Raw genomic sequence first — 19580 nt, 5'->3', positions numbered from 1 at the left:
CGACAATAGCAACTCAGCTCTATAAAAAAGGCCGACTTGCAATCAAGTCGGCCTTTTTATTTTTAATCGGTGACAATAAAAATCACGCGCGACCCAGTCGCTCCAACAATTTCTGATTTTCGATTTCAATATGCTTGTATAACTCCACATCCGATAACAATGATGCAGCCGCTTCATCAATCACCAAGACTACCTGCTCATGCAACTGCAACGCAGAGGCCGGACATGCCGCTGTGAGTGGGCCTTCTACAGTAGCTTTAATTGCTTCAGCTTTGTTTTCACCTGTTGCCAACAACACGACTTTTTTCGATTCGAGAATAGTGCCTATACCCATGGTGATGGATAAATGCGGCTGGTATTCATCGGGGCCAAAAAAACGCGCGTTATCATCAATGGTGGCACGGGTAAGGGTTTTGATGCGCGTGCGCGACATCAAGGATGAAGACGGCTCGTTAAAACCTATATGGCCATTGCGCCCGATACCCAATAATTGAATATCAATACCGCCTTTTTGTTTGATTGCAGTTTCATAAAGTGCGCAGGCAGTAAATGGATCTTCTGCATCACCCGGCGGAACAAAGGTAGAGGCTCTATCGATATCAATATGATCGAACAATTGTTGATTCATAAAGTAGCGATAACTTTGCGGATGAGTTGGGTTCAAGCCCAAATATTCATCCAGGTTAAAACTGCTCACTTTTTTAAATGAAACCTGCCCACTTTTGTAAGCGTCAATTAATTCTTTGTAAAGCGCCACGGGCGTTGAGCCAGTTGCCAAACCCATTACCGAATCAGGTTTACGGCTGATTTGTTTAATAAAAATGTTCGCGCCGTATTTAGCAACTGCAGCAGCATCTTTCAAAATAACAACTTTCATTGAACACTCCAGTGAGTGGTATTGACCGAAAAAATTAACAATTTAAAACTAACTATGCCGCAAAAAATCACCGGCAACCCAAGTATGGGTTACACGATAATCATCCGTAAAATGCACTAAATCCGCACGGAAACCTGATTGAATTCGACCGAGATACTTATCCACCTGCATAAATTCGGCAGGGTATAGCGCCGCCATACGCAAGCTCTCACTCAACTCCATGCCAACCCATTCGGTATTCAAGCGCACTGCGTCAATCATGCCGATTGCACTGCCTGCCAAACGCCCTTCTGCGTTTACCAAACAGCCATCTTTTTCATAAATAGTTTCGCCGTAAATCTGGAAAGATTTTTCGGGCGAGCCGACAGTCGACATAGCATCCGTCACTAAGTACATTTTGCCTTTGGGTTTTGCGGCGCAAGCAATACGTGCAGAAGCGGCATGCACGTGGTAGGTATCGATAATAATTCCGCACCAACTGTTTGCATCTTCCAGTGCAGCTCCCACAACGCCTGGCTCGCGGCCAGTAGTTGGGCGCATCGCATTGTATAAATGGGTAAATCCGGAGAGGCCTTCTTTGAGTGCACTCACTACCGATTCGTAATGCGCATCGGTATGACCAGCACAGACAACTACACCAGCTGAGGTTAATTGTTTAATTTGACCAGGCGCCGCATGTTCGGGCGCAAGCGTGAGCATGACTTTAAAATCGTGCTGGCCTTTTACCGAGGCAACTAACCAATCGATATCAGCCTGTTCCATTTCGCGAATGTAGCGTTCGTTGTGCGCACCGCGTCGCGCCATATCAAAAAACGGACCTTCAACGTGAACTCCGAGCACACCTTTCATTCCGGCGGCAACAGCATCGGCAACGGCTTTAACACCAGCCTGGTGTACTTCACGGGTATCGCTAATCAAAGTAGGTAATAACGAGGTGGTGCCTGTAGGGCGATGACCATTCAACATGGTCGCGATTGCGCTGACGCTGGTATCGTTAGTAAAAAACGCACCGCCACCGCCATTGACTTGTAAATCGATAAAGCCCGGCGCAATCACACCGCCGTCCAATAAAATTTGCGGAATAGATTCATCCAGTTCAGCGACGGGAACCAGCGCTGCAATCTGTTCGCCTGCGACCACTACCGCATAATTTTCCAGGAAGTCTTCACCGGTAAAAATGCGCGCGCCCACTAACGCCTGTTTCATAACAACACCTGTCAAAAATCGCTCGCCGCACTGACAGCGACAAACGTTACAAACTGATAATAATATTGCGTTTGTGCAATACCCAGGCAACAAGCCACAAAATCGCCACTTGCAACATTGCAAACACTAGCGATGCAAAATAAGGGTCAGTCACACTGCGGAAGGCCGCATAAAGTGCGGTGTAGAGTGATTCATTGCCAATCGGTATTAAATACATAGTAGTTGCCAACACACCCGACAGCACATAAATAAAGAGTGGATTCTTTCCGATAATTTCAAAGAAGTGATACACAGGTTTGATGGCGTTGGTTGCCGCCGACTGCTCAAGCTTCACCAATAAAATCAGCATCAAAATCGCAACACCACAGGTCAGCAATACAAATGGGCTGGTCCACAAGGATTTATTGATCGGGAAAACGGTATTCCACAATAACGCCAAACCAATCAATGCCAGTGCAGATACAAACAATTTACTCAGTGCTTTTTCTTTGTCTTCACTCGCGAGTAATACCCGTGTGGCTTCAAAACCGATAATCACATTCACTATCGATGGAAAGGTACTCAGGATACCCTCTGGGTCAAAGGGCATACCTTTTCCCTGCCACAGGTGGCTTGCACCCAACACACTCAAATCAAATTGACGCACGATGTTGTGCTCAAGACTGTATGGGTCGGCGGATAAGTTTAACAAACCCCAGTACCCGACCAATAAAATTGCGCTAATAACGACTCGCCCGGTAAAACCAAAATACAAAATAATAAATGCAGCAAAACCGTAGGCAACAGCGATGCGTTGCAATACGCCCATCACTCGCCATTGCTCAAGGCTTTCGGTAAACGGGTATGCAGCGAGCAGCACACCTATTAAAAACAGCAGCGCAACACGGCGCAGGATTTTTTTGGATTTTGCAGCAAAACCGAGTGTGTTCAAGCCACGCACAGCAAAATACATTGCCGAGCCAACGATGAACATAAAGAAAGGAAATACAAAATCGGTGGGCGTCGCACCATGCCAACTTGCATGCAGCAAGGGCGCGTAAACAAACTCCCAGGAACCGGGAGTGTTTACCAGAATCATCAACGCGAGGGTCAAACCACGCATTACATCCAACGCTAGAAAACGCTGCTTGACCATCGGATACCTCGCAAATCATGTAGTCGTGTTACTGATATTTAGACCTTATTTCCAACTACGCAGTTTGTATCCTTTAGCTGCATAAAAGAGGATAAACAAATAGCAGGGTGTCATCACAATATAAGCCGTTTGGCGGTCAATAACCGTTGATAATGCGCCCATAATCACAGGTACAACCGCACCACCCGCAATTGCCATAATCAGCAACGCAGAACCCGTTGCGGTGTATTTACCCAAACCGCTTAATGCCAAAGGCCAAATTGCCGGCCATACGATGGCATTCGCCAAACCCAGTAATGCGATACACAAAATAGTGTTAGGGATTGCAGGCGCGCCGAGAAAGGCAAACAGTGAAGAAATAGAAGTAGATTCGTTGCTGCCGAATACAATACACAGGCTGATAAATACACCAAGCGCAGCAGACACCAGCAACATATTTTGCTGAGAAATAACACGCGGAATTAATAAAATACCCAGTATGTAACCAATCACCATACAGGTCATAGTGATTGACGTAAGGATAGAGAAATTGCTAAACCCGATGCTACGGCCGTAAGCGCCAATCGTATCACCAGCAATTACTTCTACACCAACATAGAGAAATAACGCCATCACGCCCAATACCAGATTTGGAAATTGCAGCGCACCACGCAACGGTAATTTTTCTGAACTATCGTCTTCAGATTCCAATTCAGGTAACGAAGAAAATTTTACCAAAAATGCCACAGCACCAATCACTAAGGCCATGTAGATGTACGGCAATACCAAATTACTTGCCATCTGCTCAATTTCTTCGGGCGTTGGTGTTGTCGTTGGGTGCCCAGTCATCCCCCCCAAAATCAACGCAGTAAATACAATAGGTGCAACAATGCCCGCCGATTTATTGAGAATACCCATGATGCTGATACGGCGCGCCGCAGACTCTTCAGGCCCCATTTTTACTACGTAAGGATTCACTGCTGTTTGCACCAGCGTTTGTCCGGCACCCATCATGAACTGCCCAATCAAAAACATACCGAACCAGTGAGTTTTTGCAGCAGGGATATAAATCAGTGCAGCTGAAGCCATGGTAGCCAGGCCAATTGCCATACCATTCTTGTAACCGACTTTACGAATTATCCAGGAGGATGGCAGCGAAAAAACCGTTACCGCAATATAAAAAGAAAACAGAATAAATGAAGCTTGAAATGGGGTTAACGCCAAAACCACTTCCAAATAAGGCATCAACGAGCCATTAAGCCAGGTGACAAATCCGAAAATAAAAAACATCCCGGCAATCATTGCCAAAGGAAGAAATGAACTCTTTGAATTTGCGCCCGGTGCCGGGACAGCAATAGCGTCGTTACTCATGGTCAAATTCTCGCGTTAGATGGCAGTGGTTAAAACACTCTGGTTATTATTGGCTAGCTTGAAACGCTGTTTGGCGAAATACACGGCGCCAAATTCCGGTTGGTATAAAGCGGGGGAAAGATTGTTGGCCATATCCTGTTCCATCCAGGGAATCAGACGCGGAGCAAGACCACCGATAATTGACATGCGGCCAGGTTGAGTCGCCCATAACTTGCGCGCGACTGCACTCATGTAGGCAGCTCCTTCTTTTGCGATACTGACTGCAACAGCATCGCCGGCATCGGCTGCATCCACCACAAAAATAGCAAATTTGGCGTAGTCGCCCTGCTTGGCACCAAACATACGGTCTACGATCATCACACCGGATGCTTGCAGGAATTCACCAATAGATTCGCTCAAACTGGTCTTTGGTCCCAAGTCATCAGAGGCCAACAAAATCGCTTGAATTGCCTCTAATCCCATCCAGGCACCACTGCCTTTGTCGCCAATGGGGAAACCATGACCGCCGATAAAGAGCGATTTATCACCTACATAAGAATAGCCACAGGAACCCGTGCCACAAATCATCACCGCACCTTCATCGCGGTTGTGGGCGCCGAGGCAGGCAATATGAAGATCAGTGGTGAGATGCATTTCTTTGAAAGGGTGCTCCCAAGCCGACATCACTTCGTAAAGACTTGGAACATTGACACCGGCAAGGCCAGCGCCAGCAATTAGTTCAGTCATTGCTGAAGGAGGTAAACCAGCATCAATCAATGCCAGCTCGGCAGCAGTGCGAATAGAATCTTTGGCTTGTTGTACGCCTTGGAAAGGGTTAGCAGGACCACCGACACCAGTACCCAGCACCTGTAAATCTGCGGTCATGATACTGGCGCGACATTTAGTACCGCCGCCATCAATCCCTATATACAAGGTTTGTTCGCCGAGTGGCATCTTTGCCATGATCTACCTCTTTATTTTTAGAGCAAATACCCGGCCTAACTGATGCAGCGCCGGATACTTAAAAATTCGAATGTTCCCAATTGGCTTGCGATCATAACAGACAGTTAAAAAAGGTTAGTGCCCCGCAGGACACTAACCACAAGACCACTACTACAGCTCTAGAGAACTCATGCCCCATGATACTGAGCCTAATAAGGAGAGTTATCAGACCCAGATGTCATCATCGGACAGGATTAGATTACGCCGACCAGACAACGTTGTCAAAGAAAATTTTGACTTTTTTATAGTCAAAAGGAAAACCTTTAAAATACAGGGAAATAGAACGCGGCAGATGAGTTAAATGGGGGGAATGGGGCGCAGCCGCCCATAATGCAGCATGCAAAATACAGCAGCTATTGAACCAGACTAACAATATTCACAACGCATTTTTTGGAGATTACACAACGCATTCACCAATGAAAAACTCATTAGGCAATTAATGCTGCAGTCACGTTTAATCAAAACTAAAAAAATTGTTCGCCGTTAACCTGCCCGTCTTTGGATCAGAATTAATACTGACACTCGATAAAATATTGGCCGAATGTAATAAGCAACCAGGATAAATAACCAAGCGATTAAATTGTGCAGGAATAAATCCTATCTTGGTAAAAAACTCATCTGATTCAGAAAAATAACGGCGCTCAGGTTTTTTTCTATTCAGCTCTTCATAGGAAACATCGAGATAGGGATCGCATCGTTCAGGCGTAATAGATTCATAGCCCGTACTGTTGTGTCGATAAAATCCTGTTCCTCCATGTCCTTCACCGCAAAGATAAAGCAGCGTGGCAAAAAAATAAGGATTACTTGCATCAAAATGGGGAATCCGCTGAAGTGGCCCCAGTTCCATCTCGGGTACAGTCATCAAACACAGGGCATTTTGTAGCGCAGTTACTTGAGTTTCAGCCGGAATGCCAAATTCACTCTTTATTATTTCACCAACCATGTTTTTAAACTGATTGGCAAAATCAGCGGGCGCCGGAGTTCGCACACCGGGATACCCTTTGCGCTGTACCGCTGCGGCATAAGGTGAAAAGACCGCGCCACTGGCAAATTCAACAAGCCGTGACGGCTCCACTAAAAAATCATCAAAATAAATGACTTTGTTTTTTTCATTGCCCACAGACAGTGTCTGCATAGTCAGGCTTTCATTAATCATCATTAGCGGTCTCACTAATTTGGTTCAACCAATTCACATCATTTAATTAACTGGTACCGACAAGTACTAGCGGGACGCAAGCGCTTGTTTTAGCTCACTTAACCAAGCACGATGCGACATCAAAGAATTACCCATCTGCAATGATTTATCCTGGACAGCACGCACCAGTTCCTTTGATCTAGATTCTTCATTAGCACCAAGCACACCAGGCCTTGTTGGATAATCCATCCCGTAGAGAACAAACAAGTGGTTTTCTACACCAAAAATATCAAACGAACTGAAAAAATCTGTCTTTTTAGGTACGCCGATTTTCCATAACTCAAGCCTTTCCCGCAGCACATCAGACATTACTGAATTTTCAGTGTTATCAATCCAAAATTGCGAGTCACGGCGGTCTGAAATCAAATAGTGTAGCTGTACAAAATCAATTACCCGCTCCCAGGTATAGCGCACCGCTTTATTGCAGTACTCAGACACAATAGGAATATCATTTATCATCTTTGGAAAATTTCTGGCCACCAGCAATGCAGCAAAATCAGTGACTAATATGGATGTGGCCTCTAACGGCTCTACAAATCCCTGCGCCAGGCCCAAAGCGACGCAATTCTTTTTCCAAAAAGATTCCCGATAACCAATTGTCATAGGTATTTTTCTAAGGTTGGCATCTTCCAAGTCTCGCCCGAAAAAGGTTGAGAAAGTTCCAACAGCCTCGCTCTCTGTCATATGTCGGGATGAATAGACAAAACCCACACCTCTGCGATGAGTCAAGGGGATATCCCAAATCCATCCCGCTTTGTGTGCGGTTGCTAATGTATAAGGCAGAATTTCATTGCTCTCGGCGATAGGCTCCTGAATAGCAAGCGCCGTATCAGTTAAAATCTGCGCCGATTTATCCAGGAAAGGTACACCTAATGTTTCACCAATCAATAGCGATGAAAATCCGGTGCAATCGATAAAAAAATCAAATTCTTCTTCGCTACCAGATGCATAAACAAATCCTTTAATGCTGCCATCTGCATTGAGCAAAACTTGGGAAATAGTTTCAAATATATGTTTGACGGCAAATTTTTCACGCGCGTTTTTAGCTAATAAATCCGCAAATTTAAGCGCGTTGAAATGATAGGCATAATCCACCAAGCCCATATAAGGTGGCGATGACTTTTGTTTGGGGGAGCGATTCATTTCAGCTACCGAATAAATCTCGGATAGCTTTGAAAACTCAAATGCTGATTTATTATTTAGCCAGTAATTAGTGACATCAAAACCCGAGGGATAAGGTGAGCTGAAAGGATGATAATAAAAATTATCGGCGCCATGCTTTTGCGCATCCATCCAATGTGCAAATTTAATTCCCTGCTTAAAAGTTGCATCGCAAGTGGATAACAAATCGATTTCCGCTATGCCGAAGCGCTTCAAGGTCGCTTTGATTTGCGGAACCGTCCCCTCACCTACGCCGATGATAGGAATATCTTTTGATTCAATCAGGGTGATTTCAATTTCAGGGTCGCGACTAAGTTCCACCCCCAGGTGATTCGCCGCCAGCCAACCCGCAGTGCCACCACCCACAATTGCCACGCGTTTAATTTTCATCACTGGCTTACCAAATAAAAATTGTACCCATTATTTTTAAACAAAAAAGCCCAGCTTAAGCTGGGCTTTTTTGAACTACTCAGCTAATTAGCACTTATAGCTTGAAGCTTACACCCAACATATAAGTTGCTTCACCTTCAAATGACCAAGCCGGGAAGCCTTCCAACAGCGGGCGCTTGGTGCCAGAATCTGCGGCCCAAAATTCGGCTCCACCATACTGAACATCATCTTCTTCAAGAATGTTGGTAGCCTCAAAACTCACACTGATGCTATCAGATACATTCCAGCCCAAGCTCAAATCCAGTGAACCGAAGTCATCATGCATACGGTTGCCATAGTAACCAGTTTCACGAATCATATACTCTGAACGCCAGTTATAAGCAGCACGCGCCGAGTACACATCGTTTTCCCAGTAACCAACCAAGTTCACACTGTCTTTAGAAGATTCAGTGAATACGCCAAGACGATCCGTATAACTTTCCAGTGGCGCATTAGCATTTACGTAAGTGTAGCTTGCAGCCATACCGAAGCCATTATCAAACGCATGGGTCAACTGCAGCTCTATACCATCAATTTCACCGCCACCAGAGTTCTTAAGGGTAACTACTTCCCAGTTGTCCACTTTACTATCAGGACTCACCAAACCAACAGATCTATTGATTTCAATATCACTAGTAACAAAGTTATTGATTGACTTAACGAAATAAGTCGCAGACAACATGTTACCGTCACCGTAGTAGTACTCCACACCAAGATCCGCCTGAGAAGCTTTCATTGGTTTTAAACCAACATTACCTGTGGTCAGACGTTCGTTACCTGGAATGCCATCCTGATAACCAGTTTGGCTCGCATTGGTGAACATATCGTTGTAATTTGCACGGCTGATTGCCTGTGAAGCGGTAGTACGCAACACCAAGTCATCAGTCAGATCAAAGGTTACGTTCAAGCTTGGCAACACATCATCATAATCTTCACCAACAGATGTTTTGTTGGTGCTGTAATAGAGATTTTGACCTAGATCGCCAGCAGCCAGCGGAGTACCATCCAACGCATATGACGTACCAGTTATATCACTGCTGATATAACGCAATCCAAAGTCACCTTTAACGGCATCAGCTTCAAAAGTAAACATACCGTACAGCGCATCATTTTGTTCATTCAGCGCAGCGTAGCCAGCACGCTCTTCTTTCCAGCCAGTTACATCTGCCAAGGTTGCTTTAACCATTGCACCCAGTACAGGTTTTGGCGCTTTGAAACCATGTGAACCCACTTCAAAGGTGCCGCGATAGAACATAGAAGTATCGTTTAGAGTTTGAGGAGTTGCATTACCAAACACCGCCGCATCAGAAGATTTCTCTACATCGTGGTCGGTAGTACGGACACCGGTTTTGAACGACTTGATGGCACCAAGGCCCAGATCAAATTCGAAGTCAACTTGTGCATAGCTCTCTTCGTCTGAGTTTGGACCTCTTTTTACAGCCCAGGCTTCTGCAGCAGATTTGTCACGGTAGTTGGCCAAAGTCATGTTCAGATCAGATGTAGCATTGATCTTAATTTTCTTACCGGAGGCATCGATGCTACCTGCCCACAACGCCATGTTGTAGTCACCCAGGCTAGCAAAGTGCGAAAAATTGGTCGTTAAGTCAGTACCGCCACCAGCTTTGGTACTACCTGCGCTAGCGGTTACTTTGAATGAATCAGCAGCGTATTCAGCATTCAAATCAAAGGTTTCAGAGTCCATGCTCGCAACACGACCCCAAGTTTGGTTGAAGGTCTCGGTTCCCAATGCGCCACTCGCCCAACCAGCAGTTAAGTTACCGCGAACAGGTTTTTTGGTCGTACTCACTGTACATACACCAGCCGCATTTTTTTCCGAGCAAGTGTAGTTAGCAGCAGACTGATCCAAACCAGAAAAAATATAAGTACTGGTATTAGTATTGTTTGCCTTGAGATCCAAAGACAAATAGTGCAATCCAAAGGTCAATTCGTCTGTGGGAGCCCACTGTGTAGTTACATCCAATGCGGTACGTTCACGCTCCTGGATGAAAGTGGTTGGAGAAACGTCATCCCACCAACGGTAATCTGCTTCGGTACCACGACGTACGTAGTCGAATTCTTCAGTTGCTCCAGCAACCAAAATACCAAAAGATTCTGAATCATTTTTCCAGCTATACAAACCAGATACTTCTGGAGAGATTTCATCGCTAATAGTGCCAGTGCGTGCCTTAGCACCCACATAGACAGTGTTGGCCTCCATATCCAATGGTTTGCGAGTTTTAACGACAACGGTACCACCGATGCCCCCTTCATTAAGATCAGCTCGCGATGATTTGTAAACTTCCATGCCATCCACCAATTGTGATGGAAGCAATGAGTAGTTGAAGCTACGATCGATAGCTTGTTGATCATACCAACCAGTAGAAGCAACGTTCTGACCATTTAATTGGGTCAACGTCATTTGTGGTGCGGCACCACGAATAGATACTGATGCACCTTGGCCAAATGCACGGCCAACAGTTACACCTGGGACGCGGCCAAGTGACTCGCCTATGTCAGAATCAGGGAACTTGCCCACATCTTCAGCTGAAACAGCATCTACAACAGCGGTAGAGTTACGTTTGATATCAACTGCATTTTTCAATGCACCACGAATACCGGTTACCAACACTTCTTCTGGCTCTGCGCCTGCATCTTGTGCATGTGCAGTACCAACAAAACCCATCATGGCGACAGCTGCTACTGAACCGAGCATCAGTGCACTCTTATTGGCCAGTTTGATCGCATCACTTAACTTGTTACGCATGGTTATTCTCCCGTGACTTGGCAATTTGTGTGTATTTAATAATGAACTAACTTTTCAACAACTGGGGACACAAGACAACGTTGTCGATGAGCCAACACTATCCCCGCAGGACAACGTTGTCAACATCTTTGTAAGGCAATGTAAAGTTCTGTTGCCGACGGAAAACAGGGGGATTTCTCAATAAATTTGTTACAAATCAGCCAATTAGATAATTTAGGCGACAGAAAGGATCAAAAATATATTTTTCTCGGTTAAAGCAAAGTTATTACGAAAATACACACTCGAAATTGCAGACAATAAAAAAGCCGCTCAATGCGGCTTTTTATAGTGGAGGGAGCAGAAATCAATAATGCACAAACATGAACCATTAGTTCACTAAACGAGCCCGCAATTGGCGCAAGCTGGCCTTCACACTGCGCGCGTTTTCGGGGCCCATGCGCAGCATTAATTTGTGCGTTTGAGGCATAGTTTCAAGCGCAGGATCAGCGAATTGGTAAAACACTTTGGGGCGCACTAACAACAAATCGCCCTGTACATCGGGAGCGGCGAGGATGTTATCGATGGCCGCAATCATCACGCTGTGAAAATTAGGCTTTTTCAAACCCAATTCGCGAAATGCTTCCTCTAACAGTGGGTAAAAGCGGCGATACACAGCAACAGCTGCGTCGCTATCGATTAAGGCTAAGGTGGTGACATAGGGTTCGTAACGCTGGAAGTTGTTGGGGGAAACACGTTCCTGGTCAACTGCGGTACCTTCGACCATCACCGAAAAAGTGTCTGCAATAAAGGGTGGTGGTGGCGATACTACCGGGCGGTATTCATGGATAACCTTACCTTCAGCCACATTATTTACCGCCAGCACAAATTTACGCAGCACTTCTTGCGGTACCAATAATTGCAACAGACCTTCGCCACGCAATTGCTGCAATGCGGCAATTATGCTGGCGTCGCTGTCATTTAAGCCCGGCAGCGGCTCCACCTCAATCACCGGCTGCGGTGGTTCGTACTCAACAATGGGCGCTGCAGCTGCGCTGCTGATAGCCACCGCTTGTGGGGCAACCGCTACTGGCGTGGTAACCGTTTGTGATGCGATTGGGGCATCGTCGCGTAAAAAGAAGAAAGCAGCCGCAGCAGCAATCAATGCCAACACCACAATAACAATCATAGTGGTGGATGAATTTTTGCGCGGTTGGTAGTCATCACTCATAGCAATACCCTTTATGTGGCGATTTTTTATGGCAACTGTTGTTAATAGTTAACAGACAGCAGGATTATGGCCTAATCCTCTATAGGGGGACAGCCTTGACCGGTGCCAGTTCCCCAATTTATTACCGCGAGCTAGACTGGGAAACTCATGTGCAGTCAATCCAGGGACAATTATGCTTCGTCAGCACTCTCTGCTCATCACGCTTATCCAACCACTCAAGTATTTAACACGCAGCTCTCTCGGACTGATGCTACTTGTTACTCTTGGCTGCACAAGCATCACAAGCTCGCAATGGGATCGGCGCTACGGCAAAGCCACGCCGCGCGAAATTACCGATACCCTGCCTCGGGCAACATTAACCTATTACAAAGATACCAAACCGATTATTGAGCAGCGCTGTGTTGTTTGCCACGGTTGCTACGATGCGCCCTGCCAACTCAAGCTTGAAGCATATGAAGGGCTGCTGCGCGGAGCCAACCCGAGCAAGGTTTACGACGGTACGCGACTACTCGGCGCATCGCTCACGCGCTTGTTTGAAGATGCCAACACTACAGCACAGTGGCGCGACAAAGGATTTCATCCGGTTTTGAATGAACGTAAAAACATCCCCGCCGCGAATATTAATGCGGGGGTGATGGCGCAAATGCTGGAGTTAAAAAAAGCGCATCCACTTCCAGCCACGACAATCCTGCCGGCAAGCTTTGATTTTAATATCGACCACGCGCATCACTGCGCCCCGATAGAAAGTCTCGCCAGCTTTACTGAAAGCAAACCACTCTGGGGCATGCCTTATGGCTTGCCGGGGCTAAGTAGCAGCGAGCACAACACCACTATGGAGTGGCTGGCTCAAGGCGCTGCCGTGGGCACTGCAACAGCGATACCCGCAGTGGTACAAAAACAGGTTGAAGAGTGGGAAACATTTTTTAATGCTGGCAGCCTTAAACAGCAACTCGTCAGCCGCTATATTTATGAACATGTATTTTTAGCGCAGATATTTTTTTCCGAATCACCTCACCTCTATTTTCGGCTGGTGCGCTCCAGCACACCGCCAGGAAAACCATTAGCGAGAATCAGCACGGCTCGCCCATTTGATGACCCAGGTGTGAGCCGCGTCTACTACCGCCTGTGGCAAGACCCATCGAGTGTGATAGCCAAAACCCATATGTCTTATTCGCTCACGCCCGCGCGCATGAAAAAATGGCAGCAACTATTTCTCTCGTCTGATCCTGCTTTCGCATACGAGGTATCCACCTTACCCGAATATGCACCAGATATATCGGCCAACCCGTTTGTCACTTTTGCCGAACTACCGATTAACGCGCGCTACCGTTTTATGCTCGATGAAGCGCAATTCACCATCATGAATTTTATTAAAGGCCCAGTGTGTCGCGGGCAGGTTGCGCTCAATGTCATTCAGGATCATTTCTGGGTTTTCTTTTTTGCACCGGAAAATCAAAGTACCGAAGGCAATGCAAAGTTCCTTGCGGAAAATAGCAAACACCTGCGGCTCCCCGCCGAAGCGGGCAACACTCTACTACCGATGAGCAACTGGCTAAAATACTCAGAATTGCAAAAAGAATATCTCGCAGCTAAAGCGGCGTTTGTGAGTAAAAAAATTGCTGCTGAAGGCGGATTGGAGTTGAACGAAATTTGGGATGGTGGCAAGGGTAAAAACCCTAATGCGGCGCTGACAATTTTTCGCCACAGCGACAGTGCGAGTGTGCATAAAGGAATGATTGGCAAAGCGCCGAAAACGGCTTGGATAATAGGCTACCCGCTACTGGAACGCATTCACTATTTATTAGTGGCGGGGTTTGACGTGTATGGCAACGTATCGCATCAGTTGTTAAGCCGCTTGTATATGGATTTTTTACGCATTGAAGGTGAAATGAATTTTGTGGGGATGCTGCCGGAAAAAGATCAACAACCGCTGATGAATTACTGGTACCGCGACGCCGAATCCCATTTGCAAACCTATGTGGATTTGTACATCAAGCAAGTGGATGCACCGAACAATATCCGCTACCTCACCAATAATCCGCAACAGGAGCTATACCAAAAACTGCGAGCTTACTTGGGTCAGGCAAGTCAGTCGCATCACAATATCAGCACGAAAAAGTTGCCTGCCAGCAAACTGGCGCTCTACGAAAAACTACAGAGCATACGCGGAACTGCAATCAGTTTTTTACCCCAGACCACTGTCATTCACATTCCGAATGTGGGTTTATTTACGCTGGTACAAAACAGTGCCTACTCCAACTTGTCGTCACTGTTTGGCGAGGACAAACGACGCATTCCCGCGGAGGACAACCTCACTATCACTCGCGGTATTATTGGCGCCTACCCCAATAGCTTTTTGCGGATTAAAGAAACCGAAATCGACGCATTTATTACCCAATTTCAACAACTCGACTCCGAAGAAAGCTATCGCGCATTAAAAGACAAATACGCTGTACGCCGCAGCAATCCGCAATTCTGGGCGTTTAGCGATAAAGTCCACCAGCTTTACCACCTGAGCGAACCGGAGGAGGCAGCTCTGCTGGACTACAACCGGCTGGAGAATCGCTAGGCAAGCACAAAGAAAGTACACAAAACCACCAAGCGCAAATTGCGGCTTGGAGGCAAATACAGTATCCTTCCTAATAATCACTCTCATTTACATTCAAGATGTGTTTACTATGAATACTGCCGTGTTTGCCAATACGCTGCCCGCTACACTCCGTCTGGATCAATGCCGCAAAGGCGCGACAGTGCGCGTCACTGGTTTGATCGAGCAGCCACTGTTCGGCACCCAGGATGAGCGTGTCAGCCTGCGCTTGAAAGAGCTGGGCTTTTTGCCCGGTGCCCCTTTAAAAGTCATCGGCTTTGGCCTGTTGGGCTCTGATCCACTCGCTGTACAAGTCAACGGCACCAAATTCGCCTTGCGTCGCGCTGAAGCCGCCAAAATTTGTGTCGAGCCAATCGACAATCCCAGCCTTTAACCAGGTAGCAACATGTCCACCCCCATTCGCTTCGCCTTGATTGGCAACCCCAATTGCGGCAAAACCTCTTTATTTAATCGTCTGACTGGCGCGCGCGCCAAGGTTGCCAACTACCCTGGCGTTACCGTTGAGCGCCGCTCCGGTATGGTGACCGGTTTGGCCAAACCCGCCGAACTGCTGGACTTACCTGGCACCTACAGCTTGTTTGTAACTTCGCCCGATGAGCAGGTCGCGCGCGATGTAATCCTCGGGCAACTCCCCGGTGAACGCCGCCCGGACTTACTGATCGCCGTGATCGATGCCTGCAACCTTCGTTTGGGTTTGCGTTTGGTGATGGAACTCAAAAGCCTGAACCGCCCGATGATTCTGGCGCTCAACCAGATGGATGAAGCCAAGCGCCGTGGCATTAGCATCAATACTGCTGCCCTCGCTCAAGCTATCGGCATCCCCATTATCGAAACCGTCGCAGTTAACAGCCAAGGTGTAGCTGAGCTGCGGAAGGTGCTGGATGGCTACGCGCAACAACCAGCAACACCCGCAGGCGAGCAAGTACTCGCGCTCAGCGACCGTCAGGAATCGGTAGAGGCGCTCTACGCCGAAATCGAAAGCATCATCAGCCAACACGTGATCCAACCGGCGCATTTGCCACGCTGGCAGGATCGTCTGGACTCGCTGGTAATGCATCCACTACTCGGTTTGGTGGTGCTGTTCAGCATTTTATTAGTGATATTCCAAGCGGTATTTGCCTGGGCATCGCCCGTGGTGGATTTAATTGATGCGGGCTTCAGCGGACTTGGGGGATTAGTCGGCGCGGTTTTACCTGATGGCGTTCTCAAAGACTTTATTGTCGATGGACTTATCGCTGGGGTTGGCGGAGTACTGGTATTCCTGCCGCAAATTATCATCCTCTTCTTTTTTATTCTTGTGCTGGAAGACACCGGCTACCTCACGCGCGCCGCGTTTTTGCTCGATCGCCCAATGCGCGGTTTGGGTTTATCCGGCCGCTCGTTCATCCCGCTTTTATCCAGCTTCGCCTGCGCAGTGCCGGGCATTATGGCGACCCGCACTATCGCTGATCCACGCGAGCGTTTTATCACTATCATGGTTGCACCACTGATGACCTGCTCGGCGCGCTTGCCGGTTTATGCATTGATCATCGCCGCGTTTATTCCCGAGCAAACCGTATGGGGCTTTTTTAATCTGCAAGGCCTTACCCTGTTTGCGCTCTATTTCGCGGGTGTCGCCAGCGCCGCATTGATCGCGTGGATAATGCGCCGCCGCGCCAGCGGCCGCGAAGAATTTCCGCTGCTGCTCGAATTACCCACTTACCGCTGGCCGATGGCCTATCACCTACTGATGGGCTTGCGTGAACGCGCGTGGATTTTTATTCGCCGCGTGGGCACCATCATTCTCGCGCTCTCGATTGTGCTCTGGTTTTTGGCGACCTTTCCCGGCGCACCGGCCGATGCAACGCTACCCGCAATCGACTACAGCTTCGCCGGTCAACTCGGCCACTTTATGCAACCACTGTTTGCCCCACTCGGCTTTAACTGGCAGATGTGTATTGCGCTGATCCCTGCCATGGGCGCGCGCGAAGTTGCCGTAAGTGCACTGGCAACCGTTTATGCGGTAGGTGAAGAATCGATTGATGTCGCACTCGGCTCTGCGCTCGCTGCAAGTTGGTCACTGCCGGTTGCCTATGCGTACCTCGCGTGGTTTGTATATGCGCCCCAATGTATTTCCACCATCGCAGTGGTAAAGCGCGAAACCAACTCCATCAAAGCAACCACCTTCTTCACCATCTATTTATTTGCATTGGCTTATTTTGCTGCTTGGGCGACTTATCAAATCGCCAGCGCAATCGTGGGTTAACCGGTAGACGGGGAATCATTATGTGGCAAGAAGTGATTGTCGGGATTTGTGTAATCACAGCGGTGATTTTTTTAGTGCGCCGCTGGCTATTTCCCTCAGCAAAAAAATCCGCCGCCTGTGGTGGTTGTGGCGGCTGCGCCAAGACGAGTGAATCGAGCTGCGCGAATCCCACCGAAAAAACACAACATTGAGCCGATTAAAACTACTATTCGGCTCATAGTGTGAGCCAAATAATTAATCTGCCTGCAACGTCGATAAATTAATCCAATAGCGTGGATTATTCACGGGGGTTTCCGCTGGCAAGTAAGGATTTCTTAATTCGACAATGCGCCGGTTTTTTAATCGCTCCAATCCGGAACTAACGCGCGGGTGATTATAAAAAAATTGGTCAAATTTGCCATTATCGATTAATACCTCCATGCCTTTTTCTATACGCTGCGCCAAAGGTTCATTATTTTTGTTAACAAAAAAATAAATATCCGTTGGATAGTAGAGCAACAAATTTTCTTCTACGACTAAATTGGTTTCCTGACGTTGGAGCAGTTCAAACCAGGCCTCGGAAATACCGCGCGGAAAATAATCGAAGCGTTTGGCATTGATCATCCGAAATAGCGATTCCGTTGTCTCTGCAGTAGTCAAACGCAACCCGTTGGCTTGTAGAATCAAGGTGTCCGGCCAATGGGTGCCCTGCCCACCGAGCAGCTTTGCCAAATCACCGACATCTTTCACATGATCAAAACGCGCCTGTTCCTGTTTTCGGATTAACAATACGCGATAACTGAATAATCCTTTAAATAGCGGGATGCGAATAGGGCGCAATTGTTGCTCGCGTTGTTTATCGGTCATAGTCCAGATCACAAAGTTGCTTTTATCGCTCTGCAACATATTGATCCAGCGCGCTTGCGAGTAATCGCGCGGGGAGAAAATAATATCAATCTCTTCGTTATCGGCTTTACTGGCTTCCAGTGCCATCACCAGCAACGTAGTGAAATAGTCACTCGGTTGCTCAAATGCGGTAGCCTGCACCTTGACCGGAATACGGATTTGCTCCGCGCGGACGGGTGCCATCAATAGCTGCACAGCGACCAGCACCAGACACCAGAGCGGCAATCTTGTGCGTAAAGGCGACTGCCAACGATCAAACAACGGCTTGGGCATAGTGGGCTCACCGACCAAATCAACATTTACGAAGGATAGAATAAAACCCATCATCCTGCCGAATAGAGTGCATTACGCGCCGAGGGATGACACTCACCACCCGCTCCCGTATAGTCGGCGCGATGCCATCCCCTAGCTTCGTTAAGGATTACTTCCATGCAAAAATTGGAAACCCGTACATTTTTACTATTTTTATTAATCGTCACCGTCGGTTTTTTGATGATCTTAAAACCCTTTTTCGGCACGATTTTTTGGGCTTGTGCAATCACGGTAATTTTTTACCCAATGCAAGCGCGCCTGCTCAAGCGCTTCAAGGGGCGCACCAATACCAGCGCACTACTGACCTTAGCCGCTTGTATTTTGGTAGTGGTATTGCCGGTCACTGTGCTGGTAAGTTCGGTAGTGGCAGAAGGTGCTGATTACTACAAAAAACTGGAATCAGGTGAGGTGGATCCCACCCATTATATTGAGCAGATACGCACTGCGTTTCCGGCAGTACAGCAGGCACTGGATCGCGTCGGCATTGACTTTGCCAAAGTTAAAGAAGGCGCTTTGAGTGTAACCATGAGTGGTGGCAAGTGGTTGGCTCAAAATGCACTGAGTATTGGTCAAAACACCTTCAGTTTGCTGTTGAACATCTGCCTGATGTTGTACCTGACTTTTTTCCTGCTGCGCGATGGTAATTACTTGCTGGAGCTGTTGATCCGCGCCCTGCCTTTGGGCGATGCACGCGAGCGTATGCTGTTTGCAAAGTTTGGCGAGGTCACTCGCGCCACCATCAAGGGCAACCTGGTGATTGCAGCAATCCAGGGAACGCTGGGCGGTTTGATTTTTTGGGTACTGGGAATTCCCGGTGCGCTGCTCTGGGGGGTGGTAATGGCGGTACTGTCGCTAATTCCCGCTGTGGGACCAGCCATTGTATGGGTTCCTGTCTCTATCTATCTTTTTGCCACCGGCGATAACGTTAAAGGCTTAATTTTGGTCGCCTTCGGCGCGGGCGTAATTGGCCTGGTCGATAATATCCTGCGCCCGATCCTGGTGGGACGCGATACTAAACTGCCCGACTACGTAGTGCTGTTGTCCACCCTCGGTGGCTTGGCGCTGTTTGGTATTAATGGCTTTGTGATAGGACCTTTGGTCGCCGCGCTGTTTATCGCCTTCTGGGGAATTTTTATTCGTGAGGTGCATGTAATGGTGCCCAGTGAAGACGAAGAGGGACAACCAGAAGCCGATTCCGGTAAGGATTCTGCTGCCTGATCTGCTA

Annotated in this window: 15 protein-coding genes; 5 read left to right on the top strand and 10 right to left on the bottom strand. The window is 47.6% G+C overall.

The features are described 5' to 3' along the window. Window positions 1-82: 82 nt before the first annotated feature. The 9 genes from nagB to B4E62_RS19725 all read right to left on the bottom strand — a co-directional run bounded on the left by nagB (window position 83) and on the right by B4E62_RS19725 (window position 12305). Window positions 83-877: a glucosamine-6-phosphate deaminase gene (gene nagB, locus B4E62_RS19765; RefSeq protein WP_331353269.1), complete on the bottom strand. Its 795-nt coding sequence runs from the start codon at window positions 875-877 to the stop codon at window positions 83-85. Window positions 878-925: 48 nt separating this feature from the next. Beyond that, the gene (gene nagA / locus B4E62_RS19760) at window positions 926-2083 is read right to left on the bottom strand and encodes an N-acetylglucosamine-6-phosphate deacetylase (RefSeq protein WP_331353268.1); all 1158 of its coding nucleotides are present in this window, start codon (window positions 2081-2083) and stop codon (window positions 926-928) included. Window positions 2084-2129: 46 nt separating this feature from the next. After that, a complete protein-coding gene (locus tag B4E62_RS19755; RefSeq protein WP_331353267.1) occupies window positions 2130-3218 on the bottom strand; it encodes an acyltransferase family protein in 1089 nt (362 codons plus the stop codon). A 45-nt stretch (window positions 3219-3263) separates the two neighbouring features. Further along, window positions 3264-4568, bottom strand: coding sequence for an N-acetylglucosamine MFS transporter NagP (gene nagP, locus B4E62_RS19750; protein WP_331353266.1), 1305 nt, complete (start codon window positions 4566-4568; stop codon window positions 3264-3266). A gap of 15 nt (window positions 4569-4583) precedes the next feature. Further along, window positions 4584-5510 (bottom strand): N-acetylglucosamine kinase, encoded by a 927-nt coding sequence (gene nagK / locus B4E62_RS19745; RefSeq protein WP_310075105.1) that lies wholly within the window; start codon window positions 5508-5510, stop codon window positions 4584-4586. 493 nt (window positions 5511-6003) lie between these two features. Next, window positions 6004-6684: a DUF6445 family protein gene (locus B4E62_RS19740; RefSeq protein WP_331353481.1), complete on the bottom strand. Its 681-nt coding sequence runs from the start codon at window positions 6682-6684 to the stop codon at window positions 6004-6006. A gap of 87 nt (window positions 6685-6771) precedes the next feature. Beyond that, window positions 6772-8271 carry a tryptophan halogenase family protein gene (locus tag B4E62_RS19735; RefSeq protein ID WP_331353265.1) on the bottom strand — a complete coding sequence of 500 codons (1500 nt, stop codon included), beginning with the start codon at window positions 8269-8271 and terminating at the stop codon, window positions 6772-6774. A 118-nt stretch (window positions 8272-8389) separates the two neighbouring features. Then, window positions 8390-11098: a TonB-dependent receptor gene (locus B4E62_RS19730; protein WP_331353264.1), complete on the bottom strand. Its 2709-nt coding sequence runs from the start codon at window positions 11096-11098 to the stop codon at window positions 8390-8392. 367 nt (window positions 11099-11465) lie between these two features. Then, window positions 11466-12305 (bottom strand): DUF3014 domain-containing protein, encoded by an 840-nt coding sequence (locus B4E62_RS19725; RefSeq protein WP_331353263.1) that lies wholly within the window; start codon window positions 12303-12305, stop codon window positions 11466-11468. Window positions 12306-12477: 172 nt separating this feature from the next. Here B4E62_RS19725 and B4E62_RS19720 point away from each other — a divergent pair, with 172 nt between their 5' ends. The 4 genes from B4E62_RS19720 (at window position 12478) to B4E62_RS21435 (ending at window position 17349) form a co-directional block, all read left to right on the top strand. Further along, window positions 12478-14874, top strand: coding sequence for a fatty acid cis/trans isomerase (locus B4E62_RS19720; RefSeq protein ID WP_331353262.1), 2397 nt, complete (start codon window positions 12478-12480; stop codon window positions 14872-14874). A gap of 109 nt (window positions 14875-14983) precedes the next feature. Continuing rightward, a complete protein-coding gene (locus tag B4E62_RS19715; RefSeq protein ID WP_310075118.1) occupies window positions 14984-15286 on the top strand; it encodes a FeoA family protein in 303 nt (100 codons plus the stop codon). Between the two features lie 12 nt (window positions 15287-15298). After that, a complete protein-coding gene (feoB, locus tag B4E62_RS19710) occupies window positions 15299-17158 on the top strand; it encodes a ferrous iron transporter B (protein WP_331353261.1) in 1860 nt (619 codons plus the stop codon). Window positions 17159-17178: 20 nt separating this feature from the next. Continuing rightward, window positions 17179-17349, top strand: coding sequence for a FeoB-associated Cys-rich membrane protein (locus B4E62_RS21435; protein ID WP_310075122.1), 171 nt, complete (start codon window positions 17179-17181; stop codon window positions 17347-17349). A gap of 43 nt (window positions 17350-17392) precedes the next feature. Here B4E62_RS21435 and B4E62_RS19705 read toward each other — a convergent pair whose 3' ends face one another. Beyond that, the gene (locus tag B4E62_RS19705) at window positions 17393-18316 is read right to left on the bottom strand and encodes a transporter substrate-binding domain-containing protein (protein WP_310075125.1); all 924 of its coding nucleotides are present in this window, start codon (window positions 18314-18316) and stop codon (window positions 17393-17395) included. 156 nt (window positions 18317-18472) lie between these two features. Here B4E62_RS19705 and B4E62_RS19700 point away from each other — a divergent pair, with 156 nt between their 5' ends. Next, window positions 18473-19573, top strand: coding sequence for an AI-2E family transporter (locus B4E62_RS19700; protein ID WP_331353260.1), 1101 nt, complete (start codon window positions 18473-18475; stop codon window positions 19571-19573). Window positions 19574-19580: the final 7 nt, after the last annotated feature.

The organism is Cellvibrio sp. UBA7671 (genome assembly GCA_002483145.1).
Lineage (GTDB): Bacteria > Pseudomonadota > Gammaproteobacteria > Pseudomonadales > Cellvibrionaceae > Cellvibrio > Cellvibrio fibrivorans.
Note: the sequence above shows the minus strand (reverse complement) of the source record. Positions and strands in the feature narration are given on the sequence as shown.